The 25946-nt window shown below is 50.5% G+C and carries 14 protein-coding genes, 5 tRNA genes and 8 pseudogenes; 6 read left to right on the forward strand and 21 right to left on the reverse strand.

What is annotated here, in order from left to right; genetic code table 11:
• Positions 1 to 153 precede the first annotated feature (153 nt).
• Positions 154 to 639, forward strand: a complete 486-nt coding sequence (locus tag ACMZI0_RS14665; protein WP_415673502.1) for a zinc ribbon-containing protein — start codon at positions 154 to 156, stop codon at positions 637 to 639.
• Positions 640 to 710: 71 nt separating this feature from the next.
• Here the strand turns inward: ACMZI0_RS14665 and ACMZI0_RS14670 are convergent, their stop codons facing one another.
• The 9 genes and pseudogenes from ACMZI0_RS14670 to miaB form a co-directional block, all read right to left on the reverse strand.
• Positions 711 to 1436, reverse strand: a complete 726-nt coding sequence (locus ACMZI0_RS14670; RefSeq protein ID WP_415673503.1) for an amino acid ABC transporter ATP-binding protein — start codon at positions 1434 to 1436, stop codon at positions 711 to 713.
• A pseudogene (gene gltK / locus ACMZI0_RS14675) lies at positions 1433 to 2111 on the reverse strand (glutamate/aspartate ABC transporter permease GltK). Before gltK ends, ACMZI0_RS14670 begins: the two are co-directional and overlap by 4 nt.
• Positions 2111 to 2826 (reverse strand): annotated as a pseudogene (locus tag ACMZI0_RS14680) (amino acid ABC transporter permease). Before ACMZI0_RS14680 ends, gltK begins: the two co-directional pseudogenes overlap by 1 nt.
• A 226-nt stretch (positions 2827 to 3052) precedes the next feature.
• Positions 3053 to 3970, reverse strand: a pseudogene (locus tag ACMZI0_RS14685) (glutamate/aspartate ABC transporter substrate-binding protein).
• Between the two features lie 428 nt (positions 3971 to 4398).
• On the reverse strand, positions 4399 to 5928 hold the full coding sequence (lnt, locus tag ACMZI0_RS14690; RefSeq protein ID WP_415673504.1) for an apolipoprotein N-acyltransferase: 1530 nt from the start codon (positions 5926 to 5928) through the stop codon (positions 4399 to 4401).
• A 7-nt stretch (positions 5929 to 5935) separates the two neighbouring features.
• Positions 5936 to 6814: a CNNM family magnesium/cobalt transport protein CorC gene (gene corC, locus ACMZI0_RS14695; RefSeq protein WP_415673505.1), complete on the reverse strand. Its 879-nt coding sequence runs from the start codon at positions 6812 to 6814 to the stop codon at positions 5936 to 5938.
• Between the two features lie 305 nt (positions 6815 to 7119).
• Positions 7120 to 7587, reverse strand: a complete 468-nt coding sequence (ybeY, locus tag ACMZI0_RS14700) for an rRNA maturation RNase YbeY (protein WP_415673506.1) — start codon at positions 7585 to 7587, stop codon at positions 7120 to 7122.
• Positions 7584 to 8654 (reverse strand): annotated as a pseudogene (locus tag ACMZI0_RS14705) (PhoH family protein). Before ACMZI0_RS14705 ends, ybeY begins: the two are co-directional and overlap by 4 nt.
• A gap of 192 nt (positions 8655 to 8846) precedes the next feature.
• On the reverse strand, positions 8847 to 10271 hold the full coding sequence (miaB, locus tag ACMZI0_RS14710) for a tRNA (N6-isopentenyl adenosine(37)-C2)-methylthiotransferase MiaB (protein ID WP_415673507.1): 1425 nt from the start codon (positions 10269 to 10271) through the stop codon (positions 8847 to 8849).
• Positions 10272 to 10480: 209 nt separating this feature from the next.
• Between miaB and ubiF the strand changes: the two genes are divergently transcribed.
• Both ubiF and ACMZI0_RS14720 read left to right on the forward strand, forming a co-directional pair.
• On the forward strand, positions 10481 to 11662 hold the full coding sequence (ubiF, locus tag ACMZI0_RS14715) for a 3-demethoxyubiquinol 3-hydroxylase (protein ID WP_415673508.1): 1182 nt from the start codon (positions 10481 to 10483) through the stop codon (positions 11660 to 11662).
• Between the two features lie 78 nt (positions 11663 to 11740).
• Positions 11741 to 12070 (forward strand): annotated as a pseudogene (locus tag ACMZI0_RS14720) (SMR family transporter).
• 261 nt (positions 12071 to 12331) lie between these two features.
• Here the strand turns inward: ACMZI0_RS14720 and ACMZI0_RS14725 are convergent.
• The 9 genes and pseudogenes from ACMZI0_RS14725 to nagB form a co-directional block, all read right to left on the reverse strand.
• Positions 12332 to 12406, reverse strand: a tRNA-Gln gene (locus ACMZI0_RS14725).
• 6 nt (positions 12407 to 12412) lie between these two features.
• Positions 12413 to 12489: transfer RNA gene (locus ACMZI0_RS14730), tRNA-Met, on the reverse strand.
• Between the two features lie 69 nt (positions 12490 to 12558).
• Positions 12559 to 12633, reverse strand: a tRNA-Gln gene (locus ACMZI0_RS14735).
• A 40-nt stretch (positions 12634 to 12673) separates the two neighbouring features.
• Positions 12674 to 12758 (reverse strand) — tRNA-Leu (locus tag ACMZI0_RS14740).
• Between the two features lie 9 nt (positions 12759 to 12767).
• A tRNA-Met gene (locus ACMZI0_RS14745) sits at positions 12768 to 12844 on the reverse strand.
• 231 nt (positions 12845 to 13075) lie between these two features.
• Entirely contained in the window at positions 13076 to 14737 is a 1662-nt protein-coding gene (gene asnB, locus ACMZI0_RS14750; RefSeq protein ID WP_415673509.1) for an asparagine synthase B, read from the reverse strand.
• Positions 14738 to 15017: 280 nt separating this feature from the next.
• Positions 15018 to 16241: a DNA-binding transcriptional regulator NagC gene (nagC, locus tag ACMZI0_RS14755; RefSeq protein WP_415673510.1), complete on the reverse strand. Its 1224-nt coding sequence runs from the start codon at positions 16239 to 16241 to the stop codon at positions 15018 to 15020.
• 78 nt (positions 16242 to 16319) lie between these two features.
• Positions 16320 to 17462, reverse strand: coding sequence for an N-acetylglucosamine-6-phosphate deacetylase (nagA, locus tag ACMZI0_RS14760; protein ID WP_415673511.1), 1143 nt, complete (start codon positions 17460 to 17462; stop codon positions 16320 to 16322).
• 21 nt (positions 17463 to 17483) lie between these two features.
• Positions 17484 to 18286: pseudogene (gene nagB, locus ACMZI0_RS14765) on the reverse strand (glucosamine-6-phosphate deaminase).
• A gap of 303 nt (positions 18287 to 18589) precedes the next feature.
• Here nagB and nagE point away from each other — a divergent pair.
• A pseudogene (nagE, locus tag ACMZI0_RS14770) lies at positions 18590 to 20075 on the forward strand (N-acetylglucosamine-specific PTS transporter subunit IIBC).
• Between the two features lie 230 nt (positions 20076 to 20305).
• The gene (gene glnS / locus ACMZI0_RS14775; RefSeq protein ID WP_415673512.1) at positions 20306 to 21964 is read left to right on the forward strand and encodes a glutamine--tRNA ligase; all 1659 of its coding nucleotides are present in this window, start codon (positions 20306 to 20308) and stop codon (positions 21962 to 21964) included.
• A gap of 78 nt (positions 21965 to 22042) precedes the next feature.
• Here glnS and fur read toward each other — a convergent pair whose 3' ends face one another.
• Together fur and fldA are read right to left on the reverse strand one after the other, a co-directional pair.
• Positions 22043 to 22489 (reverse strand): ferric iron uptake transcriptional regulator, encoded by a 447-nt coding sequence (gene fur, locus ACMZI0_RS14780; RefSeq protein WP_415673513.1) that lies wholly within the window; start codon positions 22487 to 22489, stop codon positions 22043 to 22045.
• 330 nt (positions 22490 to 22819) lie between these two features.
• Positions 22820 to 23347, reverse strand: a complete 528-nt coding sequence (gene fldA / locus ACMZI0_RS14785) for a flavodoxin FldA (protein WP_415673514.1) — start codon at positions 23345 to 23347, stop codon at positions 22820 to 22822.
• Positions 23348 to 23802: 455 nt separating this feature from the next.
• On the opposite strand from fldA, the pseudogene ACMZI0_RS14790 reads away from it, so the two are divergent.
• Positions 23803 to 25496 (forward strand): annotated as a pseudogene (locus ACMZI0_RS14790) (methyl-accepting chemotaxis protein).
• A gap of 76 nt (positions 25497 to 25572) precedes the next feature.
• Here the strand turns inward: ACMZI0_RS14790 and ybfE are convergent.
• Positions 25573 to 25860, reverse strand: a complete 288-nt coding sequence (ybfE, locus tag ACMZI0_RS14795) for a LexA regulated protein (protein WP_415673515.1) — start codon at positions 25858 to 25860, stop codon at positions 25573 to 25575.
• Positions 25861 to 25946: the final 86 nt, after the last annotated feature.

Genomic DNA, 25946 nt, shown 5'->3' on the forward strand with positions numbered 1-25946 from the left:
ATGCGCTGAAGCGACAAAGTCGGCAAAAAGTGAGGCAAAGACAGACAATTGGCACGAGTAGCGCTTAAAACCGTCTAAAATAGAGAGAGATAGCTAAACAGGTATCGTTATTGCTCCTCTAATTTGAACAAATCCGCGTAATCAGGAGGCACCATGAACAAGAAAGCTCGACATTATCGTGCGCTTATGTCTTCCATCATGACGCGTTTAAGCGCTGGTGAACGTGACCTGACCCAGATGCTCCAGCACGCCCGTGAGAGCTTGCACGACAGCGAAGATCTTACACACAGCGAAAGGGATGACATTATTCAGTCTGTTGAGCGTGATTTGGCCGAGTTTGCTCAGCGCTATACCGACAGCCAGGAGGAGGACTTCTATGACAGCGTATTTCTACGTGTGATTAAAGAGAGCCTGTGGCAGGAGTTGGTGGATATCACGGATAAAACGCAGTTGGAATGGCAGGCGTTGTTTAAGGATGTCAGCCATCACGGTGTTTATCATAGCGGCGAGGTGGTGGGGCTGGGGAATCTGGTGTGTGAAAACTGCCATCATCATATGGCATTTTATACGCCGGAATTGCTGCCGCGCTGCCCTAAGTGTGAGCACGATCAGTTCCAGCGTCAGCCTTTTCTGCCCTGATGGCGTAGCTCAAGAAGAGTACGTTCCCGCGTGCGCGGGAACGAGAGTCGCAGAGCCTGGCGTCGTGATGCTTAGTGCAGGATCTTTGCCAGAAAGTCTTTGGCGCGATCGGATTTGGGATTATTGAAGAATTCATCTTTTGCCGTATCTTCTACAATCTTGCCCTCATCCATAAAGATGACGCGGTGTGCCACTTTGCGCGCAAAGCCCATTTCGTGGGTGACCACCATCATCGTCATGCCTTCTTGCGCCAGTTCAACCATAACATCCAACACTTCGTTGATCATTTCAGGATCGAGTGCGGAAGTCGGTTCGTCAAACAGCATGGCAACCGGATCCATACAGAGCGCGCGCGCAATAGCAACACGCTGTTGTTGACCGCCGGAAAGCTGGCCGGGGAACTTGTTGGCGTGCGCGGATAAACCAACACGATGGAGCAACTTGGTTGCCTTTTCACGTGCAGCATTTTTGTTACGCTTAAGCACCTTAACCTGAGCCAGCGTCAGATTATCGATGATAGAGAGGTGGGGAAACAGTTCAAAATGCTGAAATACCATCCCCACTTTGGAACGCAATTGCGCCAGATTGGTTTTCTTGTCGTTAACCGGTGTGCCGTTCACTTCAATCTGGCCTTGTTGCACAGGTTCAAGGCCATTGACGGTTTTGATTAGCGTGGATTTCCCGGAACCTGACGGCCCGCATACCACCACCACTTCCCCTTTTTTCACTTCTGTCGAGCAATCGGAGAGCACCTGAAAGTGACCATACCATTTGGAAACGTTTTTTAGAGTAATCATCGAGCAGTCCTTCTTTTCAGGTAACTGACCAGCATTGATGCGCTAATGCTAATAACGAAATAAACCAATCCGGCAAACAGCACCATTTCCACCTGAGTGCCATCGCGCTCGCCAATGGTGGACGCTGTGCGGAAGAAGTCCGCCAGGCTCAACACGTAAACCAGCGAGGTGTCCTGGAACAAGACAAATTCCCTGCGTTAGCAGCAACGGCACCATGGCGCGAAACGCCTGCGGCAGGATCACCAGCTTCATGGATTGCCGCTGCGTCATGCCGAGCGCCAGTGCAGCGGAAGATTGTCCACGTGAAATGCTGAGTATGCCCGCACGGATAATTTCAGAGTAATAGGCGGCTTCAAGCAGCGAAAAGGCTACCATAGCGGAGATCAGACGAATATCCGTTTTTGGTGATAGCCCAAGCACATTTTGTAATAAGCTAGGAACCACAAGGTAGAACCACAGCAGCACCATCACCAACGGGATGGAGCGGAAGATGTTGACATAGCCTTTAGCGAACCAGCGAATTGGTGCAATGGGCGACAGCCTCATCACGGCGAGAACGGTTCCCCACAGGATACCGAACACCACGGCAGTCACCGTGATTTTCAGCGTGACGACCAGCCCTTGCAGCAAGTAGGGCATGCTTGGCGCAATGGAGCTCCAGTCAAATTCGTACATTATTTACTCCCCATATTGCCGGGCAAACGGGTCTTTTTCTCAACCACTTGCATTATCAGCATGATGATGGCGTTAATCGCGACATACGCCAGAGTGATGGCGGTAAAGGATTCGTAGGCGTGCGCAGAGTAATCCAGCAGCTTATTCGCCTGTGCGGCCATGTCCACCAGACCGATGGTCGAGGCGATGGCGGAGTTTTTCACCAGGTTGAGCATTTCAGACGTCAGGGGCGGTACGATAATGCGATACGCATTGGGCAGCAGAACGTAGCGGTAAGTCTGCGGCAGCGTCAGCCCCATGGCGAGCGCGGCCGCTTTCTGGCCGCGCGGCAGTGATTGGATGCCAGCGCGCACCTGCTCACAGACGCGGGCTGCGGTAAACAGTCCCAAACAGACCATGGATGAGACGAAAAACTGAATATTGGGGTCCAGCTCCGCTTTAAACCACATGCCGATTTTTTGCGGCAGCAATTCGGGAACCACCAGGTACCAGGCGAAGACTTGGACGATAAGCGGAACGTTACGGAACATTTCCACATAGCAGGTGCCGAGACCTGCCAAAAACGGTTGGGCACGGTGCGTAAAATGCCGAAGACAGAGCCGACGATGAACGCAATGATTCAGGCGCAGACTGACAGAGCAACAGTGACCTGTAACCCAGACCAAATCCAGCCAAGATAAGTGGTATTACCGAACGGGGCGGCTTGTAAAAAAATACCCCAGTTTCAATCTATAGACATAGCAAACTCCGGTAAAAAAAGGGTAGCAGAGCTACCCTGAAGATTGATGAGTGGCGATAACCCGTTGGTGGCAAAGGCAGAACTGTTTAACTATTCCTGCATTGCCACTGGTTGGGCCGGGGGAACGACCGTCTGGCGCCTGTCTGTCCAGCCACGAATCAGCAATCGGGGGCAGGCTGTCTGCCCTTGTTTTCACTTGTTGTTAGTTTAATGCTTTATCGTTAGGTGCTTTGAACAACGCTTTCATTTCTTCAGACAGGTCGAAGTTCATGTTGAGATCCTTAGGCGGAATCGGCTGTTTGAACCAGCGATCAAACCATTTTTCAGCTTCGCCAGAGGTTTGTACCTGAGCGATGGTGTCATCAACCAGCTTCTTGAACTGCGGATCGTCTTTACGCAGCATACAGCCATAGGCTTCTTCGGACTACGCTTTGCCAACGATTACCCAGTCATCCTGTTTTTTGGCTTTGGCACGTTCACCGGCCAGCAAGGCATTATCCATCATAAAGGCGACCGCGCGGCCACTCTCCATGGTGCGGAACGAGTCGCCGTGATCTTTGGCACTGATGATGCGCATGTTAATTTTTTTCTCTTCATTCAACTGGTTAAGCAGTTTTTCAGAGGTAGTGCCGGAGGTAACAGCCACGGTTTTACCCGCCAGATTTGGGAAGTCTTTAATTCCCGAATCTTTTTTGGTCAGCAGGCGAGTGCCGACGATGACGATGACGATGACGATAAAGATGGTGTTGGAGAATGCAGCCTGTTGCTGGCGCTCCAGGTTGTTGGTGGTTGAACCACACTCAAAATCAAAGGTGCCGTTCTGCAACAAAGGGATACGGTTCTGAGACGTGATCGGGATCAGTTTGACCTGAAGGTCGGCTACACCAATTTTAGCTTTGACCGCATCGACAATCTTGTTCGAGTAATCCTGAGAATAACCAACGACTTTCTGTTGGTTGTCATAGTAGGAAAACGGCACGGAGGACTCACGGTGACCTACAACGATGACGCCATTGTCTTTAATCTTTTTCAGCGTCCCCGTTAATTCTTCTGCATGAGCCAGGCTGCTTGCGGCTGTACCAATCAGAAGCAGTGACAGTGCCAGTTTACGCATTTGCATGTTGTAACTCCTTTGCTGTTGTGATGGCTGCAGTCGCTATGACGCTAAGGCGGTTGCGAATTCAATCATGCCGATAGAGCGCTCTCACCGGTGCGACAACATGTGCACCATTAAAGAGCGAGTACTTGCCTTTATCTTTAAAAAATAGCTGATTGTGAACAAAATGAAATAAAATTGTTTGCCTTTTGAGAACTCAACTGCACTAAAATCGTTTGGCACTATTTTGGTGCGCTGATTGCCCTATTAAGGTGCTTATCAGCTGGTTTTCAGTGTGCAAACAACTGAATCATCCCGTTACACTCTGTTATTCAATGAATAATAAGCAAATGATGTGCCAATTATGCAAATGGGTGACCGTCAGGTATTACAGAAAGGTATGGTGAGGGCAGGAGGAAGAAACCGGCAGGCGGCACCTGCCGGTGATAACGTTAACGACGCAGACGGGTGAAGCAGGCGATACTGGCAAGCACCGCGAGAATGATCCACACCGGCCAGGCATCAAAGCGTGCATAAGGGGTCATGCCGGTGGTCGGCGTGACCTTGGCAAGCAGCACCTTGCGCGTAAACTGCGGCAATTCAGCACTGATTTCACCCTGTGGGCCGATAACGGCAGTCACACCATTGTTGGTAGCGCGCAGCAGCGGACGCCCTAGCTCCAGGGCACGCATGCGGGCCATCTGGAAATGTTGCCACGGTCCGATAGAGCGACCAAACCAGGTATCGTTAGAGATGGTCAGCAGCATATCGGTATCGGGACGGAAATTATCCCGCACCTGTTGGCCGAGAATGATTTCATAACAGACCGTGGCCGTCATGCGGATGCCATTTACCTTGAGCTGAGGCTGTTGATAGGGGCCGCGACTGAAGGAGGACATCGGCAGATCGAAGAACGGAGCCAGTGGCCTCAACAGCGTTTCCAGCGGCACAAATTCGCCAAATGGCACCAGATGATTCTTGTTGTAACGGTTGGTGCTGGGATAATGGTACGGCTCACTATCACCCAATACGATAATACTGTTGTAAAAATCGACCTGCTCGTTAGCGCTGCGGCGTGCATCCACCACTCCCGTCACCAGACTGCCATTGTGCGCGCGCAGCATATCGTCGATTTGGCGTAGGTAGTCTTGCTGACGGGTCTCCACATCGGGGATAGCGGATTCCGGCCAGATGACGATCGGTGCTTTATCCACATAAGGCACCGTGGCATCTCGGTAGATATTCAGAATCTGTTGCAGTGCATTTGGGTCCCACTTTTGCGCCTGTGCAATATTGCCTTGCATTAGAGCAATGTTAACAGCACGCTCTGGCTGTGGCGTGAACCAGTGGATAAATTTCAAAGACCAAGGCAGGAGCAGCAACGCGATGGCGCAGTAAAGGGGCAACGTTTTGCGCCGTGTGGTGCCAAAAACGATCAGGCCCGCAATGATGACCAACAAGAGATTGATACCGTCAACGCCGATCAGCGGTGCCAAACCTTGCAGAGGCCCGTCAATTTGGCTATAGCCAAATTGTAGCCATGGGAAGCCAGTGAGTACCCAACCACGCAATCCTTCGGTAATCTGCCACAGTACAGGCGCGGCCAATACCAGACGTGAAAGCGTTGCTCGCGGCCAAATGCATGTTAACAGTGCGGCAAAAAGCGCTGGGTAAAGCGAGAGATACAGCGCCAGCAGCACAACCAGAAATACGTTGATCGCTTCCGGCATGCCGCCAAACTCGGCGATACTCACGTACACCCAGTTTACACCGCTGCCAAACAGACCAAAGCCCCAGCTAAAACCAATAGCGGCAGATTGCCGCCAGGTTCTGTTCAGCGTTAGCGCTTGCAACCCACACAGTGAAACCAGTGCGGCGGGCCAAAAATCAAACGGCGAAAACGCCAGGGTGCCCCAGGCACCGCAGGACAGCGCCAGCAGAACATGCACCCGCTGGCGTCGTAAAACAGACATGACAGACATTGTCGAATTAAGGTTCCAGTGTTGGTTGAGGCGCCTCGTCAGGGATTCTGACATGAGTCTGAATAATACGTCGGCTATCCGCCATGGCAACTTTGAACAGGTAACCGTTGATGTCGATGGTTTCACCCCGCGCGGGCAGATGACCGAACGCCTGCATGACCAGCCCGCCGATGGTGTCCACTTCTTCATCGCTGAATTGGGTGCCAAACACCTCGTTGAAATCTTCAATCGGCGTTAACGCGCGCACGGTGTAGGTATGCCGGTTCAGTTGACGGATATCGCGATCTTCCTCGTCGTCGTACTCGTCTTCGATTTCGCCAACGATCAGTTCCAGGATATCTTCGATGGTGACCAAACCAGAAACGCCGCCAAACTCATCAATGACGATAGCCATGTGATAACGCAGTGAACGAAACTCGTGCAGCATACGGTCCACGCGTTTGCTCTCTGGCACGACTACCGCCGGACGCAGCACCTGTTCCATGCTGAAAGGGGCGGCATCGCTACGCATAAACGGCAGCAGATCCTTCGCCATCAGGATGCCTTCGATGTGGTCCTTATCTTCACTGATCACCGGAAAACGGGAATGCGCCGATTCGATAATCACATCCAGACACTCATCAAGTGACTGATTATGTTTTAACGTGATCATCTGTGAACGCGGGATCATTATATCTCGTACGCGCTGCTCGCCGATATCCATCACCCCTTCGAGCATGTCGCGGGTGTCTGGGTCTATCAGATCGTTTTGTTCGGAATCACGAATAAAAGCGAGGAGATCGCTACGATCCTTAGGTTCACCATGAAAAAGCTGGTTAAGGATCAGTGAGAAGAATCCTTTCTTGGGACTGGGGCTATCGCTGTTTTGAGAATGGTCGTCGCTCATGGCGTTTTATTTACTGTCTCTCTGGTTAGTCAATCATCATCAGCCACGCAAAAGGTGCATACGCCGTAAGACCATCAGGGCGCGCGGGCGGGCTGACATAAAAAGTGCACGGTAATAACCGCGCGTGGCGTTATGTTTAACCATAACGCCATTAAGCTATGATGACGAAAATGGCATCATAACCAAAAAAGCGTCATCACGAAAAATACTGAGGCCTGTCGTAATCTACTGTACTTTTCGCAATAACAGAACAACGTCTGACAGATTATACTACGCATCATCGTTCAGGTTGCAGCCGCGTTGGCTCACTCTTTCTCGGACAGATAAGGGTCTGCATAGCCCATTTGCTGCATGATCTCGGTTTCCAACGCTTCCATCTCTTCTGCTTCGTCGTCTTCGATGTGATCGTAGCCCAGCAGATGCAGACAGCCGTGTATCACCATATGTGCCCAGTGGGATTCTGTTGTTATCTGCTGTTCAATGGCTTCCTGCTCCACCACCTGGCGGCAAATGATCAGATCGCCCAATAAAAGCAGCTCGACTTCCGGTGGCGCTTCGAACGGAAAAGAGAGCACGTTGGTCGGTTTGTCTTTACCGCGATAGGTGTGATTCAGTTCGTGGCTTTCCGCTTCATCAACGATGCGGATGGTCACTTCCGCTTCTGGCTGAAACTGCGGCAATACTGCCTCCAGCCAACGCTGAAAATCCTGCTCACTGGGCAGCCCTGCCGTATTTTCGCTGGCGATTTGTAAATCGAGAATAACCTGACTCATTGTGACTCCTGCTTATCACCCGCGTCTGATACGGCGGGTACACTGACTGCTTGCGCTTCGCGTTTACGTTCTTCTGCCTGCGCTGCTCGGCGCTTCTGGTCGGCTTCTTCCCAGGCCTCATAGGCATTGACGATGCGTGCGACCACCGGATGGCGCACCACGTCTTCACTGTGGAAGAAGTTGAAGCTGATCTCCTCCACATCGGCCAGTACGTCGATAGCGTGGCGCAGACCGGATTTCATATTTCGTGGCAGGTCAATCTGGGTGATATCACCGGTTATCACCGCTTTGGAATTGAAGCCAATACGGGTCAGGAACATCTTCATCTGTTCGATCGTGGTGTTCTGGCTCTCATCGAGGATGATAAAGGCGTCATTCAGTGTGCGACCACGCATATACGCTAACGGTGCCACTTCAATCACGTTGCGCTCAATGAGTTTTCCTACGCGCTCGAACCCCAGCATTTCGAAAAGTGCATCATAGAGCGGGCGCAGATAAGGATCGACCTTTTGGCTCAAATCACCGGGCAGGAAGCCGAGCTTTTCACCGGCTTCAACGGCGGGGCATGTTAACAGAATGCGTCGGATATCCTAACGCTCTAACGCATCCACCGCGGCGGCGGCCAGATAGGTTTTCCCCGTTCTCGCCGGGCTAACGCCGAAGGTGATATCATGATCGAGGATATTGGCGATATATTGCGCCTGATTGGGTGTGCGAGGCTTGATGACGCCACGTTTAGTGCGGATATTGATGGCCTTGCCAAAATCCGGCACGCTCTCGGCGCTTTGCTCCAAAACGCCCGATTCTTTGATCGCCAGGTGAATCTGCTCGGGGTCAAGATCCCCTTCAATGCCGCGTACGGGAGCAGTATCAACATATAAACGTTGCAGAATATCTGCCGCAGCCTCAATGCACAGGCCTTTCCCTACCAGTTTGAATTTGTTGTCCCGACGGTTGATTTCGATTCCGAGGCGGCGTTCGAGCTGTTTGATATTACTATCAAAGGGGCCGCACAGACTGAGCAGGCGTTTGTTATCAGCAGGTTCAAGGGAAATCTCTTCTTTTATCGTAACGTTCAAATTATTCCTCTGGGTATGTTAGCGCTCGTCATCATGCGTGATGAGAACAATAAGATGCGAGATGATGATTGAATTATTTATCGGTAACAGGGAAAGGTGCAAGTAGCAATGTATTTTGTGGTGAGGCCTGGAGAGTGTCCAGCCGATGCACGGGCGAGTGTATCGCCCGTGCTGGCATCATCAAGGCTGGTAGATGCCAACGCCAATGTCGTTCTCTTTGCGCGTGCGCGCGATGACAGAGGCTGGGGACTCGTTGACGCGCAAGCCCATCTGGTCTTCGGTTTTGACCACCACACCGCGCAGTGAATTCGGATAAACGTCGACGATTTCAGCGTCAACGAATTTACCGATCATATCGGGTGTGCCTTCAAAGTTAACCACGCGGTTATTTTCCGTGCGTCCTGACAGTTCCATCACGCTTTTGCGCGATGTTCCTTCCACCAGAATACGCTGAATGCTGCCTAACATACGGCGACTGTATTGCATTGCCTGCTGGCTGATGCGTTCTTGCAGAATATACAGGCGCTGTTTTTTCTCTTCTTCGCTGACATCATCAACCATGTCCGCTGCTGGTGTGCCCGGACGTGCGGAATAGATAAAACTGAAGCTCATATCAAAATTGACGTCACCAATCAGCTTCATGGTTTGTTCAAAATCTTCCTGGGTTTCACCGGGGAAGCCAATAATAAAATCGGAGCTGATGTGAATGTCCGGACGTGCGTTGCGCAGTTTACGAATGATGGCTTTATATTCCAGCGCAGTGTGGCGGCGCTTCATCATGGTCAGGATGCGATCGGAACCGCTCTGCACAGGCAGGTGAAGGAAGCTCACCAGTTCAGGGGTATCTTCATAGACGCTGATGATGTCGTCAGTAAATTCAATGGGGTGACCGGTGATAAAACGGATACGGTCGATACCGTCGATAGCCGCCACCAGACGCAGCAGATCGGCGAAGGAGCAGATGCTGCCATCAAAGTTTTCGCCACGGTAGGCGTTAACGTTTTGGCCTAACAGGTTGACTTCACGTACCCCTTGCGCGGCCAACTGCGCGATTTCATATAACACATCGTCGCAAGGGCGACTGACTTTTTCACCGCGCGTATAAAGCACAACGCAGAATGAGCAATATTTATTGCATCCTTCCATGATGGAGACAAACGCTGTCGGTCCTTCGGCGCGTGGTTCCGGCAAGCGGTCAAATTTTTCGACTTCCGGGAAACTGATATCTACCACCGGGCTGCGCGTGCCCCGAACGTGGTTAATCATTTCCGGCAGACGGTGCAGTGTTTGCGGACCAAAAATCAGATCGACATCGCTGGCTCGTTCGTGAATATGCTCGCCTTCCTGAGAGGCAACACAGCCACCTACACCAATAATCAGGTCTGGATTGCTCTCTTTCAGCGCTCTCCAGCGGCCAAGTTGATGGAAAACTTTTTCCTGTGCCTTTTCACGGATAGAACAGGTATTCAGCAGCAGAACGTCAGCCTCTTCGGCCACCTCGGTCAGCTCATAACCGTGTGTATTTTCCAGCAGGTCAGCCATCTTGGATGAATCATATTCATTCATCTGACAGCCCCAGGTTTTAATGTGCAGTTTCTTTGTCATCGACTTGTCATTACTCAGTGCGGGTGAAAAAGCGTATTACCAAATCATAGATGCCCGGAAATACGGACGGGGCGCGTATTGTAATCTTTTGCTGCGGTTGTGACCAGTGCGCGAAATTCGTTGAGCGGTTTTTCGCAGAGTGAACGCGATTGTCGAAAATCCAGTACACTGTGCCTATCAGTCACACAGTTTGAATCGGTTTAGGCACGATGAACGGAATAAATCAACGGTATGACGCCATTGTGGTCGGTGGTGGGATGGTCGGTGCTGCAGTCGCGCTGGGGTTGGCGCGTAACGGCTTCCAGGTCGCAGTATTGGAACAGACGGCGCCCGCTACATTTGTGGTAGACAGCGCCCCGGATATTCGGGTTTCAGCGTTGGGATATGCGTCGGTTTCGCTATTAAAGTCGCTGGGGGCATGGTCAGGTGTTGAGCAGATGCGTTGTGCGCCTTATCGCCGGTTAGAAACCTGGGAATGGGACGATGCCCGCGTTGCGTTCAATGCTGCGGATGTGCATCTGCCCGAACTGGGATTTATGGTGGAAAATCGAGTATTGCAACTGGCGTTGTGGCAATGTCTGGCTGAGCAGCAACGGTGTGATATCCATTGCCCTGCGCAGATACGTAGCATGGCTCGCTCGTCGCAATATTGGCAACTCACGTTGGATACCGGGAAGACGTTGAGTGCGCCTCTGGTGATCGGTGCGGACGGCGCGAACTCGCGTGTGCGCCAGTGGGCGGGTATCGGCATGCATGGTTGGCAGTATCGGCAGTCATGCATGTTGATTGCCGTTGATACCCAGCAACCTCAACAAGATTGCACCTGGCAGCAGTTTACGCCTCAGGGGCCGCGCGCATTTTTGCCGCTGTTTGGCTCGTGGGGGGCATTGGCGTGGTATGACAGCCCGCGTCGCATTCGTCAGCTTCAATCACTGTCGTTGCCACAGTTGGATAAAGCGATTGCAGAGACTTTCCCAGCGCGGTTGGGTGCGGTTAACTCTGTTGCCGCCGGGGCATTCCCGTTGGTACGTCGCCATGCACAGCGCTATGTTGCGCATGGGGTTGCGCTGGTAGGGGATGCGGCGCATACCATTAATCCGCTTGCTGGGCAGGGCGTGAACCTCGGCTACCGTGATGCTGATGCATTGATTGATGTTGTGACGAGGGCTCGGGATGCGGGAGAGTGTTGGCACAGTGAAGCTGTCTTACGTCGCTACCAGCGTCGGCGTAAGGCGGATAATCTGGTGATGCAAAATGGCATGGATTTGTTTTATAACGCGTTTAGCAATAGCTTGCCGCCGTTAACCTTTGCCCGAAATATGGCGCTGCTGGCCGCTGAACGAGCCGGACATCTTAAAACGTTGGCGTTGAAATATGCCATTGGCGTGTAATGTGTTTGTGCTAGTGTGCGTGACGGTTGTTGGTATCTCTAAGCGCTTTGGCGCAATTTTGTAAGGTAGCTGTTTTTTATGACCTATCTGTTCCTTTCTCTCGCCATTGTGGCGGAAGTGATCGCCACTACGGCGCTTAAGCTCTCGGATGGTTTTAGCCGCTTAATGCCCAGCATTATCACCGTGCTATTTTATGGAGTGTCGTTTTACTGTCTTTCTCTGACGATGCGCACGTTGCCGACCGGGATCATTTATGCCATATGGTCTGGCGTTGGGATAGTGCTGATTGCCACGGTGAGTTGACTGTTTTACGGCCAAAAACTGGATCTGCCCGCCGTGTTGGGGATGATGCTGATTATCCTTGGCGTGATTGTTATTAATCTGTTTTCCAAGTCGGTGGCACATTGAGACGACATCGATTCTGGATTGTCTCGATTTGTTAATATGCGGTCCCTACTCTCTAGCCCGTTAGTACGCTGTTGCGTCTAAGGACCACTGTTAGCGTTTCTGGAACTGATCTGCATTTTCCTGACATAGTGGCGGAAACGTAACTAAGGCCACCGAGTTACCGCTCGCTGGCCTTCAGTATTTTGTTGAATAATCCATAAAAATAAACAGGGCGACGTCTTTCGACTGTCGCCCTGTTACTTGCTGTGTTACCAGCGTTTTTGGCTGGGGTACGAGGATTCGAACCTCGGAATGGTGGAATCAGAATCCACTGCCTTACCGCTTGGCGATACCCCAAAAATGTGGTGGCTACGACGGGAATCGAACCTGTGACCCCAGCATTATGAGTGCTGTGCTCTAACCAGCTGAGCTACGTAGTCAAATAGTACATCTTGGTTTTTTGTTTTTCAACAAAAATTTTTAACTTCAATCACATATTATCAATTACATGGCTGGGGTACCTGGATTCGAACCAGGGAATGCCGGTATCAAAAACCGGTGCCTTACCGCTTGGCGATACCCCAATACCCTAACATGCCTTGTCGCATAACAACCGTGAAGGAATGGTGCGGGAGGCGAGACTTGAACTCGCACACCTTGCGGCGCCAGAACCTAAATCTGGTGCGTCTACCAATTTCGCCACTCCCGCAAGAAAAGATGGTGGCTACGACGGGAATCGAACCTGTGACCCCAGCATTATGAGTGCTGTGCTCTAACCAGCTGAGCTACGTAGCCATCTTTTCCGCGTCACCTTCATCGGCGTTGCGGGGCGCATTATGCGTAGTTGGCTAAGTTGCGTCAACACATTTTTTCCCGAAAAACGTCTGTGACGGTTCGTTTGTTTGGGTTGTGAACAGTATGATGAGAAAAGCGACAAAAAAACACGTTTGGGTGAGACAATATGAAAAAAAACGGGCCGCAAAGGGCCCGTTGTTGTCATAAGACAATGTTCTGTAACGGTGACTATCAGTAGGCTGATTGGTGAACGCCAACCGCACGACCTGAAGGATCGTCCATCTTTTTGAAGGATTCATCCCACTCAATCGCTTTTGCCGAAGAACAGGCTACAGAAGGGCCGCCAGGTATGCATTCTGCCGCGCTCGGAACCGGGAACAGTTCTTCGAAGATTTCACGATACAGGTAGCCTTCTTCAGACGTTGGCGTGTTGTACGGGAAACGGAAGTGTGCAGTTTCCAATTGCTGGTCAGAAATCTGTTTTGCAGCAACTTCTTTCAGCGTGTCGATCCAGCTATAACCTACACCATCAGAGAATTGTTCTTTCTGACGCCAGGCAACGCTGTGCGGCAGGTAGGATTCAAAACATTCGCGCAGAATGTGTTTCTCCATTTTGCCGTTGCCGCACATTTTGTCTTTGGGGCTAATGCGCATTGCCACATCCAGGAATTTTTTATCCAGGAAGGGCACACGAGCCTCCACACCCCAGGCTGACATTGCCTTGTTGGCGCGCGCGCAGTCGTATTGATGCAGTGCGAGCAGTTTACGTACTGTTTCTTCGTGCAGTTCTTTGGCGTTAGGCGCTTTGTGGAAGTACAGGTAACCACCGAACACTTCATCAGAACCTTCACCAGACAGCACCATTTTGATGCCCATTGCCTTGATTTTTCGTGACATCATATACATCGGGATAGACGCACGAATGGTGGTCAAGTCGTAGGTCTCAATGTGATAAATCACATCGCGGATAGCATCCAACCCTTCTTGCACGGTGAAATGGATTTCATGGTGCACGGTGCCCAAATGATCTGCCACTTCCTGCGCCGCTTTCAGATCCGGAGCGCCTTCCAGCCCGACAGCGAAAGAGTGCAGTTGCGGCCACCAGGCTTCACTACGCTCGTCATCTTCCACGCGACGTGCTGCAAATTTCTTGGTAATTGCGGAAATGACTGAAGAGTCCAGACCACCAGAAAGTAATACGCCGTAAGGCACATCAGACATCAGGTGGCTTTTAACGGATTCTTCCAGCGCTTCACGCAATGCTTCTTTGTCGGTAACGTTATCTTTGACGTTATCGTATTCGAACCAGTCACGGCGATAGTATTCGCGAATTTCGCCGTCTTTGCTCCACAGGTAGCTGCCTGCCGGGAATTCCTTGATAGTGCGGCACGCCGGCACCAATGCTTTCATTTCGGAGGCGACATAGAAGTTACCGAATTCATCGTGGCCCATATAAAGTGGGATGATGCCCAAATGGTCGCGGCCAATCAGGTAGGCGTCTTTTTCACTGTCATACAGCGCAAAAGCAAACATGCCGCGCAGATCGTCTAAAAACTCTGGTCCTTTTTCCTGATACAGCGCCAGAATCACTTCGCAGTCGGAACCGGTCTGGAAGGCGTAGCGGTCACCATACTGTTGGCGCAGTGCCTGATGGTTGTAGATTTCACCGTTGACAGCCAGAATATGGGTGTGCGCCTGGTTGTAGAGCGGTTGAGCACCGGTATTGACGTCAACGATGGAGAGACGTTCGTGGGCCAAAATCGCTTTTTCATTGGCATAAATACCAGACCAGTCCGGGCCGCGATGGCGCATCAGTCGAGACAACTCCAACGCTTTTTTACGTAATTCAACCGGATCGGTTTTGATATCCAGCACACCAAAAATAGAACACATAAAGAACTCCCTCTAGCTCACCTGTCTGTAGTGAAGTAACACGATTATTGCGTCAGCAACCTCGAGTGGGACTCAGCCACACCTGTTCACGTTGCCTTCTGCTGTATCAATGACAATGATTTATCATCAAAACGGTACTTGAATTCAATATCATTTAATGAAAAAAGCCTTTGGCATGTGTTTTATTCAATGTGAAAGGCTTATTTATGAAGAAGTGATAATGAGTGTCACTGTTGAGGGCAGATTTTTGCGGATTGCATAATCCGGCAAACATCTGCGATTAGGTGGGTTCCAGCAAATGTTGCAAGAGTACACCGTTAAGCATGGCGCGTTTTACCAACGCGAAAGCCCCAATGGGAGATAGATGGTTTAACCCGGACACTTCAATAGGTAAGTGCTGACGAAACTCTTTTAATACCTGCGTGTTAACGCAGCGTTGAATGGCGGGCAGCAGAATTTTCTCTGCATCGGTGATTTCACCAGCAATCACGACCTTTTGCGGATTGAACAGGTTGATTGCGATGGCAAGGGCTCTGCCCAAATATTTGCCTGCATGTTCGAGCACATCCTGCGCCAGTGTATCACCACGGTTAGCGGCTTTGCAGATGGCGGTAATGTTGCACTCTTCGAGCGTCAGTTTGCTGCTGAATCCCTGCGACAAAAGATGGGCCACCCGTTGTTCAATCGCACCGTTGGAAACTACCGTTTCCAGACAGCCAAAGTTGCCGCAATGACAGCGTTCACCGAGAGGATCGATTTGAATGTGCCCGATTTTGCCCACGTTGCCGTTACTACCGAGGAATATTTGTCCGTTGACCAAAATGCCCGCACCGGTGCCGCGGTGAACGCGTATCAAAATGGAGTCCGGGTAATCGTGAGTCGCACCAAAATAGTGTTCGGCTAACGCCAGACTCCGAATGTCATGACCTACAAAGCAAGTGACCTTGAAACGGTGTTGTAACTGTTGCACCAGCGGCCAGTTGTCGACACTGATATGCGGCATGTAATGCACAATCCCGGCAGAGGGATCGACCAGCCCTGGGAGCACAACAGAGATGGCAATCAGTTCGCGAATACGGCGCTGATTAATGGTCATGAAATCACTGATGGCGTCAAACAGCGAGGCTTCCAGCGTATCCTGTGTACTTTCTGTCAAAGGATAGTGGGCATCACTGAGCGATTTACCCTGAAGATCGTAGAGCGCAATCGTGGCACCGTGACGGCCCAGGTGTACTGCAATTGCATGGAAAGGTCGTGTTTCACAAATGATGGAAATGGCGCGCCGACCGCCAGTAGAGGCCTGTTGGTCAACCTCTTTTATCAACCCACGTTCCAACAGTTGGCGCGTAATTTTCGTGACGCTGGCGGGGGCAAGCTGGCTGAATTCAGCAATTTGAATGCGGGAAATTGGGCCCTGTTGATCAATCAGACGATAGACAACAGCACTATTTAACTGTTTGACCAGATCAACATTCCCTATTTGTGCTTGTCCGCCTGTTGTCATTCTTGAACACCCGCTTATATTTTGTGCCTCATTTTATACCCACCATACATCAGATTGCCTATGCGTTAGCTATACGTGTTATCGCGTATATACGCTATTGCCATTCACGAAGGTATGAAGGATGTGGTACCCATCATCAAATACGGTCAAATTAGCGATTTTTCCGCTCTCGATACTGCCTAACCTATCGTCAAGATGCATAGCGCGCGCTGGGTAAAGGGTTGCCATGAGCAGTGCTTCATCAAGTGCAATACCGACATATTTCACGCTGTTCTTAACGGCATCGATCATCGTCAGTGCTGAACCGCTCAGCGTGCCGTTATCGTCAACGCACAACCCATCACGGTAGTATATGGTTTTACCAGCAAAAGTGAACCTATCGATGTCAGAGCCAGCAGGGGCTGTGGCATCAGTGACCAGCACCAATTTTTCACCTTTGATACGTTTACTGTTGCGGATATTGGCCCAATCGACGTGCATGCCATCGGCAATGATGCCGCAATAGATCTCTGGCGCGTCATAAATGGCACCCACCAAACCCGGTTCGCGCCCGGTAACATATGGCATTGCATTAAACAGGTGTGTGGCGAAGCGAATACTGGCAGCAAAGCCGCATTTTGCCTCCTGCCAGGTGGCATTGGAATGTCCGGCAGAAACAACGATCCCGGCCTGACTGAGTTGGCGAATGATGGCGGGAGCCACTTTTTCAGGTGCCAGCGTAATTTGGCCAATCACATCCGCATTGGCACAAAGATAGTCTACTAATTGTTGCTCTGGCGCACGAATCAGGCTGGCATCGTGCGTCCCTTTTTTCTTGAGCCACGGGCCTTCAATATGCAGGCCGAGAGCCTGATTGGCGTGTGATGCGAGATAAGCGCGCATGGTTTCTACCGCATGCTTTATGAAGGCATCACTGGAGGTGATAAGCGTAGGAAGAAAGCTGGTGCAGCCAGAGCGCTGATTGGCTTGCTGCATGGTTTTAAGCGTGGCTATGGAAATGGAGTCAAGGCTGTCATTGAACTGAACGCCACCGCAGCCATTGAGCTGTAAATCGATAAAACCGGGTGCCACCGATGCGCCAGCCAGATTTTGACGCGGCAGTGTGTCGGGAAGATCGGATTGAGGACACACGCTTTCGATCACGCCATCATCGATAACGATAGCATGGTCATCCAGTATTTGGTGCCCGGTATAGATACGACAATCGGTTAACGCATACATCTTGAACTCCCGGCTTACAGATTAAAGACCGATAATGCTTTCCGCTTCCAACTCGCGGAAATATTTCACTGTTTTGACTTTCAACTCCATGGTAGAGGGTTCATCACAGATGATGATCGCTTTGGCATGCAGTTGCAGGCAACTGATGGTCCACATGTGGTTCACGTTGCCCTCTACGGCTGCCTGCAACGCCTGAGCTTTGTTACGACCAGAAACCAAAATCATGACTTCCTCTGCATCGAGCAACGTGCCGACGCCGACGGTAAGCGCGTATTTGGGAACCTGAGACACGTCACCTTCGAAGAAACGGGAATTAGCCGTGCGGGTTTCTTCGGTCAATGTTTTGATTCGCGTACGTGAAGCCAATGATGAGGCGGGTTCGTTGAATGCAATATGCCCATCGTTACCTACACCGCCCATAAACAAATGAATCTTGCCATAAGAAGCCATTTTATCTTCATAACGCTGGCACTCCGCTACTACATCTGGAGCATTACCGTTTAACAGGTTAATATTTTCCTGCTGAATATCAACGTGGTTGAAGAAATTCTTATACATAAACGTGTGATAGCTTTGTGGGTGCGCTGCTGGCAGACCGACATATTCATCCATATTGAAGGTCACCACGTGTTTGAAACTGACAAGCCCCGCCTTTGTGCATCACGATAAGCGCTTTATAGGCTTCTAACGGCGAACTCCCTGTCGGGAGGCCCAACACAAAAGGGCGCTCAGCGCTGGGATTAAAGGCATTGATACGCTGCACAATGTGTCGTGCCGCCCATTTACCTACCTGTTCTGGGTGTTGCGACGGGAATAAGTCTCATACATACAATCTCCGGATAAGCGTTCCAAAAGCAGTAAACCGATTTGCTCGTGTCTGGATGATAAAGATAGGTTATTAGTTAGTCTAGCCTGTTTTTTTTATCTTGAAATAAGGTGAGGTGATTGATAGGTATAATGATTTAATATGCAGTGTTTTTGCGCGTATTGTCACAAAATGCTAGGGTTTAATTTGCGTGGCGAATTATTTTTTTACACTTCATGCACAAGCCGCCTTGTACGGGATGGCTGCTGTGAATCGGTTTAACGGGCAGTTTGGTATCCCCTGGCGGGAGAGAGAGGATAATGTGAGTGTTCTTAGCTATTTGCAAAGGGTAGGTCGAGCGCTGATGGTACCCGTGGCGACGTTGCCAGCCGCAGCGATTCTCATGGGGATAGGGTACTGGATCGATCAGAACGGCTGGGGAAGCGAGAGCGCTCCGGCGGCGTTACTGATCAAATCCGGCGCCGCAATCATTGAAAATATGGGCGTGCTGTTTGCGGTGGGGATCGCGTATGGCATGTCCAAAGATAAAGACGGGGCGGCGGCATTAACAGGGTTCGTTGGCTTTCTGGTACTGACCACGCTGTGCTCTCCTGCTGCCGTGTCGATGATTCAACATATTCCGCTGGCGGAAGTGCCTGCGGCGTTCAGCAAAATCCAAAACCAGTTTATCGGCATTCTGGTCGGTATTATTTCTGCTGAGCTCTATAACCGTTACAGCCATGTCAAACTGCCTGAGGCATTCTCGTTTTTTAGCGGGTGTCGACTGGTGCCGATTTTGACTTCGTTTTTGATGATCGTTGTCGCCTTATATCTTGATGTATGTCTGGCCGGTGATTTTTAGCGCGCTGGTCACACTGGGCGAACATATCCAGCAGTTAGGATCGGTTGGTGCGGGTGTGTACGCATTTTTTAACCGCCTGTTGATCCCTGTCGGATTACACCACGCATTGAACTCGGTATTTTGGTTCGATGTCGCGGGCATCAACGATATCCCGAATTTCCTGGGTGGTCAGCAGTCCATTGATGCGGGCAAAGCGGTGGTCGGGATCACGGGGCGCTATCAGGCTGGGTTCTTCCCCATCATGATGTTTGGTTTACCGGGAGCCGCGTTGGCGATTTATCACTGTTCGCGGCCGGAAAACAAAAGCAAAGTGGCGGATATCATGATGGCCACTGCCTTTGCCGCCTTCTTTACCGGGATTACCGAACCGCTTGAGTTTTCGTTTATGTTCGTTGCGCCAGTGCTGTATGTGTTGCATGCCGTGCTGACTGGGATCTCGGTGTTCATTGCAGCAAGTATGCACTGGATTGCTGGCTTTGGTTTCAGCGCCGGGCTGGTTGATATGGCGCCCTCCTCGCGTAACCCCTTGGCGACGCAGTGGTATATGCTGATTCCGCAAGGGCTGGTGTTCTTTATCATTTACTATGTGACGTTCCGTTTCACGATAAAACGTTTCAACTTGCTGACGCCCGGTCGCGAGCAGTCGGTTGAGGGAAGTGAAGAGGATGGTTTTACGCTAAATCAGAGCGTTGCTGAGAATAAGGTGAATGACACAACGTCTCTGGCGCGGGGATATCTGGCAGCGCTGGGCGGTAAGGCAAATCTGGTCGGGATCGATGCCTGCATCACGCGTCTGCGTCTGAATGTGGTAGATTCCGCGCAAGTGGATGAGGCTCAGGCAAAACGACTGGGGGCTGCGGGTGTTATCCAAAATGTGCAGATTGTTGTGGGGACACAGGCTGAATCTATCGCCACAGCCTTAAAACAGATTAAAGACGAGCAGTGACCATAGCCTAACTGTCTCGTTGTGCGGCGTGAGGTGTACCTCGCGCCGCATTTTTTATTGATGCCAGTGCCGCAGAAGGATGCACATTTTAGACTGTGTCATGCGTAATCATCGGCGCTTTCGCCTCTTTCTGTGCATTTCATAAGATTTAGTGCAAGTAACAGTTGTGTCCTGTCGTAGCTTGTTGGATCATTGCAGGTTATGTGTCGTTTTGCATTGAGGAACCAAGCATGAGTGAGGCCGAAGCCCGCCCAACCAATTTTATCCGTCAGATCATTGATGAAGATCTGGCGTCTGGAAAACACAGCCTGGTACATACCCGTTTTCCGCCGGAACCCAATGGCTACTTGCATATCGGCCATGCCAAGTCTATTTGCCTCAATTTTGGGGTGGCGAAAGATTACAACGGCCAATGTAATCTGCGTTTTGACGATACTAACCCGGTGAAAGAGGATATCGAGTACGTCGAATCCATCAAACAGGACGTGCAATGGCTGGGGTTCTCCTGGAGCGGTGAGATTCGCTACTCTTCTGATTATTTTGACCAGTTGCATCTGTATGCGGTGGAACTGATCGGTAAAGGCCTGGCCTATGTGGACGAGCTTTCTGCCGAACAGATCCGCGAATACCGTGGCACCTTGACCTCTCCCGGTAAAAACAGTCCTTACCGCGATCGCAGCGTTCAGGAAAACCTGAACCTGTTTGAAAAAATGCGCAATGGTGGGTTTGCCGAAGGTTCGGCATGTCTGCGCGCCAAGATCGACATGGCCTCACCGTTTATCGTGATGCGCGATCCGGTGCTGTATCGCATTAAATTCGCTGAACATCACCAGACCGGGAACAAGTGGTGCATTTATCCCATGTACGATTTCACCCACTGCATTTCCGATGCGCTGGAAGGGATCACGCACTCACTGTGTACGCTGGAATTTCAGGATAACCGCCGCTTGTACGATTGGGTGCTGGATAACATCACCATTCCTTGTCATCCGCGCCAGTATGAATTCTCGCGTTTGAATCTGGAATATGCGGTGATGTCCAAACGTAAGCTGAATCAGCTGGTGACGGAGAAAGGGGTAGAAGGGTGGGATGATCCCCGCATGCCGACCATCTCTGGTCTGCGCCGTCGTGGTTATACTGCCGCTTCTGTACGCGAATTTTGTCGTCGTATTGGAGTAACCAAACAGGACAACAATGTCGAAATGGCAGCGCTGGAATCCTGTATTCGCGACGATTTGAACGAGCATGCGCCGCGTGCCATGGCCGTGTTGTATCCGGTAAAAGTGATTATCGAGAACCTGCCAGAAGGTCATGAAGAGTGGGTTTCTATGCCGAATCATCCGAATCAGCCTGAGATGGGTACGCGTCAGGTGTCATTCAGCCGTGAGATTTATATCGATCGTGCTGATTTCCGTGAAGAGGCGAACAAACAGTACAAACGCCTGGTGCTCGGTAAAGAAGTGCGTTTGCGCAATGCTTATGTGATCAAGGCAGAACGCGTTGAGAAAGATGAGCAGGGCGTTATCACGGCGCTGTATTGTACCTATGATGCTGAAACCCTAAGCAAGGATCCGGCTGACGGACGTAAAGTGAAAGGGGTGATTCATTGGGTATCTGCCGCACACGCGCTGCCCGCTGAGTTCCGCCTTTACGATCGTCTGTTCAGTGTGCCAAACCCTGGCGCTGCGGATGACTTCCTGGCGACCATCAACCCAGATTCGCTAAAAGTGGCTCAGGGCTTTGTGGAGCCGAGTCTGGCGAAGGCAGAAGTAGAAAAAGCGTATCAGTTCGAACGTGAAGGGTATTTCTGCGCCGATCGTCGCTATTCGAGCGAAACACACTTGGTGTTTAACCGCACGGTAGGCCTGCGTGATACCTGGGTCGGCTGATGTCAGTGTTTGACTAAAATGAAAAAACCGCCTGCATTGGGCGGTTTTTTTATGGCATAAATCGGAAAAATGCCAAGCTTATTTCGGATCGTGGAGAGATTCGTCTTCTCGGCAGTCACCCGTACTGCAATGGCCATAAAGATACAAACTGTGGTTAGTCAGTTTTATACCGTGTCTGTCTGCGATTTCACGCTGGCGCGCTTCGATGGATTCATCACGAAATTCGATAACGCGTCCACAATCCAGGCAGATAAGATGGTCATGGTGGTGTTGTTGCGTCAGTTCAAACACTGACTTACCACCTTCGAAATTATGACGGGTGACAATACCGGCATCATCAAACTGGTTAAGTACGCGATAAACGGTCGCCAGACCAATCTCTTCGCCCATATCTATCAGTTTTTTATAAAAATCTTCCGCGCTGACGTGATGGCACTCCGGATCCTGCAAAACCTCCAGAATCTTCAGTCTTGGCAGAGTGACTTTCAGGCCGGCCTTCTTTAATGCGGTGTTATTGTCAGTCATGCGGATTTAGTCCTGTTACTTTCTCGTCGATGGGGGCAATTAAGCCTATGACATCGGTCGGCTCAAAAATTGTAATGGCGTCTCAATTATAGAACTGCGCATTAAAAATGAAAACCATGGGATGTTAACAATACAGTCTCCATAAAGTGTGCAATCGCGCGCAATCTGTTGTTGTAAAATGGAGAAAATTGATAAACGTACAAAACCGATGGGTACTATTGTACAGGCTTAGACCGAGAAGTTAAAAAAATGTTTCTATCAATTTAATCGGTTTTATCTATTAATAAAGCCATGAAATTGCTTTCAGGGCTTTTGTGTCAACTTGCTGGATCAGCCAACCAGCGCTTTCAGGTTGAGTTCTTCGCTGATTTGTTTGACCCAGGTACTTACGCGTTCGCTGGTCAGTTCAGGCTGACGATCTTCGTCAATGGCCAGACCGATAAAGTGGTTGTCGTCTGCCAACCCTTTAGAGGCTTCGAAATAGTAACCTTCAGTTGACCAATTGCCGACAATGGTCGCCCCGCGCGGTTCGATAATATCGCGCAGCGTCCCCATCGCGTCACAGAAGTATTCCGCGTAATCTTCTTGATCGCCACAGCCAAACAGAGCAACGATTTTTCCATTGAAATCAATTTCTTCCAATGTTGGGAAGAAATCGTCCCAATCGCACTGGGCTTCACCATAATACCAGGTCGGAATGCCAAGCAGCAGGATATCAAACGCCTCAATATCTTCTTTGCTGCTCTTGGCGATGTCATGAACCTCTGCAACATCACTGCCAAGTTGCTGTTGGATTGTCTTGGCAATGTTTTCGGTATTGCCGGTGTCACTGCCAAAGAAAATGCCTATGAGTGCCATGGATAAAATAACCTCTTTATTCTTAATGGTATGGTACGCTTTATCACCTACATATCAGACAATAATATCAGACGTGGGGTGAGGGAGAAACTTGTATCTTTCCCATGGCACAAACCAAAAATCGCCTATATTAAGTAAGGGAATTTTCCTTCTAGTTCCTTTACGTGATTTCGCCAGTTTTTTTAATTACTTTAGCAGCGTCACTGTCAACTGATATTGTTATATCTTTATGAAAAAACTTATTAATAACTGATTTTCAGTGACAATGTGCTGTAGATCACGGAGTGAAACTACTAAATATTCTTTCAATATTGACGATGAAAATAGGAGGTGCGACGTGTGCTTTCTATTGCGAAGTGCCGCGTGTTTTCCCCTTTGGGGATCGTTTTAAACCTGATGATTTTTTTTAAAAATAATAACCCTACCGCACGTTATTTTATATCTGGAGCTGGCTTATGCAATTTTTGAGAAACATCGCCATTAGAACGGCCATGTTATGGGTTTTAGGGGTTTTCTGTGTACTTTGGGGCGGTGTCTCCGTGTACACCATTTTCTCGTTTAAAGAGATGACCACAACCTCACAGACCAGTACCTTGCTGGTTCATAACATGAATCTGGTCAATCAGGGCAATGACCAATATTTTCGCATGGTGACACGTTTGGTGCGGGTGGTGGATTGGCGTCGTAACGGAGAAAACACCCTGGCGGATAAAGAGCAGGCATCCGCATTGACCGCGTTGAATAACCTGAAATCAGATCTGGCAACCTTTAGCAGCATCAATCACGCGGGGTTGGATGCAACACTGGCTGAAGCGGTGATCCGCGATTGGGGAAATCTTATCACTCAGGGCGTTGACCCGATGTTTCAAAAAGCGCAGGCCAATGAATTTGATGAATACCAGCGTTATGCCAAAGAAACGGTGCCAGCGCTCAGCCGTCAATTCGGTACCTCCGTTACCGCTTTTAACAAGGCGGGTTCCGAAAAATTTGCCGCAGCAGGCGTACGTTTTCAGAAAATTACCTCTGTTGGACAAAACATTTTGCTGACTGGCCTGATTGTCGGGTTGCTGCCGCTGTTTTTCACCGATCGCTATTTGGTGGCCTGTTTGGTGACGCCGCTCAACACGCTGCGTGACCATTTCAGCGTTATCGCGTTTGGGCAATTGGGTAAACCGATTCATGACTTTGGGCGTAACTGCGTGGGACGTTTGTTCCCTCTATTGAGGGAGATGCAAACCAGTCTGGCGACGACGGTGAGTACGATACGCTCCAGTACGGATGCTATCTACCTTGGGGCGTCCGAGATTGCCTCAGGTAATAACGATCTCTCTTTGCGTACCGAGCATCAGGCTTCCGTACTGGAAGAAACCGCGGCCAGCAGGGAGCAATTAATGGCAACCGTGAAACAGAATGCGGAGAATGCAAACCATGCGAGCCAATTGGCCTTGCAAGCATCCAATACGGCAAGAAAAGGGGCGAGATCGTTGATAACGTGGTGAAAACCATGGCAGAGATTTCGGGCAGCTCAAAACGCATCGCGGAGATTACCACGGTGATTAACGATATCGCTTTCCAGACCAACATCCTGGCGCTTAACGCGGCTGTTGAAACGGCTCGGGCTGGTGAACAAGGGCGCGGTTTTGCCGTCGTTGCCGGTGAGGTTCGCAGTTTGGCACAGCGCAGTGCACAGGCGGCAAAAGAGATCGAAGGGTTGATCGCCGAATCAGCGCACTGTGTGGGCACTGGCTCGCAGTTGGTTGAGGATGCTGGCGTTACCATGAGTGATATCGTTCGTGCGGTCACCAATGTGACAGATATCATGGGGGAAATCGCTTCCGCATCAGGTGAGCAAAGCAAAGGCATTGCGCAGGTCGGCCAGGCGGTAGCAGTAGCAGAAGCGGTAGCAGAAATGGACAGCGTCACTCAGCAGAATGCGGCATTAGTGGAGCAGGCCTCTGCGGCGGCGCTCTCGCTGGAGGAGCCGGCTGCGGTGCTTAACCGGACTGTCGCGGTGTTCCAACTGTCTGAATCAGTCGTGCCAGCCACTGCGCCTGCTGCGACGCCCGTGGCGGCGTTGACGCGCGCTGACAGCGGAACAAAAGCCAAAAAGGCTTTGCCGCCGGGAAACGATAACTGGGAACAATTTTAACCGAGCGGTTTGCGACTCGATACAATCACCACGGAGGGGATACAGGGCGTCATGGATGACGCCGGAAATACACCTGTCAGAATGAAAGGTCTTTGCCCGCCAGTTGCGCCAGCAACATGCGTTCAATCAGTTCACTACGGCTGATATTCTGTGTTTCAGCCAGGCTATTGAGTGCTTCTACGGCTTCTTCATTAATTTTCAACTCGATGCGACGCAAGCCTCGCACCTTGTCACGGCGCAATTGATTACGCTTGTTGATACGAAGTTGTTCATCACGCAAAAGCGGGTTGGTTTTGGGACGACCAGGCCGACGTTCATCCGCGAACAGATCCAACGTGGTACGGTCCGTTTGTTCTTTTGCCATAGTAGGTAGTGCTGCTGCAAGGAAGTCTGACCAAAATGCCCGCGCCGATTCAGCGTGGCATTTTGATGATGTGGTTACTGTGCATA

This window comes from Symbiopectobacterium sp. (assembly GCF_047692315.1).
Classification (GTDB): Bacteria; Pseudomonadota; Gammaproteobacteria; order Enterobacterales; family Enterobacteriaceae; genus Symbiopectobacterium.

Coding starts and splice junctions, on each gene's coding strand:
- ACMZI0_RS14665 (WP_415673502.1), top strand. CDS start 154: ATGAACAAGAAAGCTCGACATTATCGTGCGCTTATGTCTTCCATCATG.
- ACMZI0_RS14670 (WP_415673503.1), bottom strand. CDS start 1,436: ATGATTACTCTAAAAAACGTTTCCAAATGGTATGGTCACTTTCAGGTG.
- lnt (WP_415673504.1), bottom strand. CDS start 5,928: ATGTCTGTCATGTCTGTTTTACGACGCCAGCGGGTGCATGTTCTGCTG.
- corC (WP_415673505.1), bottom strand. CDS start 6,814: ATGAGCGACGACCATTCTCAAAACAGCGATAGCCCCAGTCCCAAGAAA.
- ybeY (WP_415673506.1), bottom strand. CDS start 7,587: ATGAGTCAGGTTATTCTCGATTTACAAATCGCCAGCGAAAATACGGCA.
- miaB (WP_415673507.1), bottom strand. CDS start 10,271: ATGACAAAGAAACTGCACATTAAAACCTGGGGCTGTCAGATGAATGAA.
- ubiF (WP_415673508.1), top strand. CDS start 10,481: ATGAACGGAATAAATCAACGGTATGACGCCATTGTGGTCGGTGGTGGG.
- asnB (WP_415673509.1), bottom strand. CDS start 14,737: ATGTGTTCTATTTTTGGTGTGCTGGATATCAAAACCGATCCGGTTGAA.
- nagC (WP_415673510.1), bottom strand. CDS start 16,241: ATGACAACAGGCGGACAAGCACAAATAGGGAATGTTGATCTGGTCAAA.
- nagA (WP_415673511.1), bottom strand. CDS start 17,462: ATGTATGCGTTAACCGATTGTCGTATCTATACCGGGCACCAAATACTG.
- glnS (WP_415673512.1), top strand. CDS start 20,306: ATGAGTGAGGCCGAAGCCCGCCCAACCAATTTTATCCGTCAGATCATT.
- fur (WP_415673513.1), bottom strand. CDS start 22,489: ATGACTGACAATAACACCGCATTAAAGAAGGCCGGCCTGAAAGTCACT.
- fldA (WP_415673514.1), bottom strand. CDS start 23,347: ATGGCACTCATAGGCATTTTCTTTGGCAGTGACACCGGCAATACCGAA.
- ybfE (WP_415673515.1), bottom strand. CDS start 25,860: ATGGCAAAAGAACAAACGGACCGTACCACGTTGGATCTGTTCGCGGAT.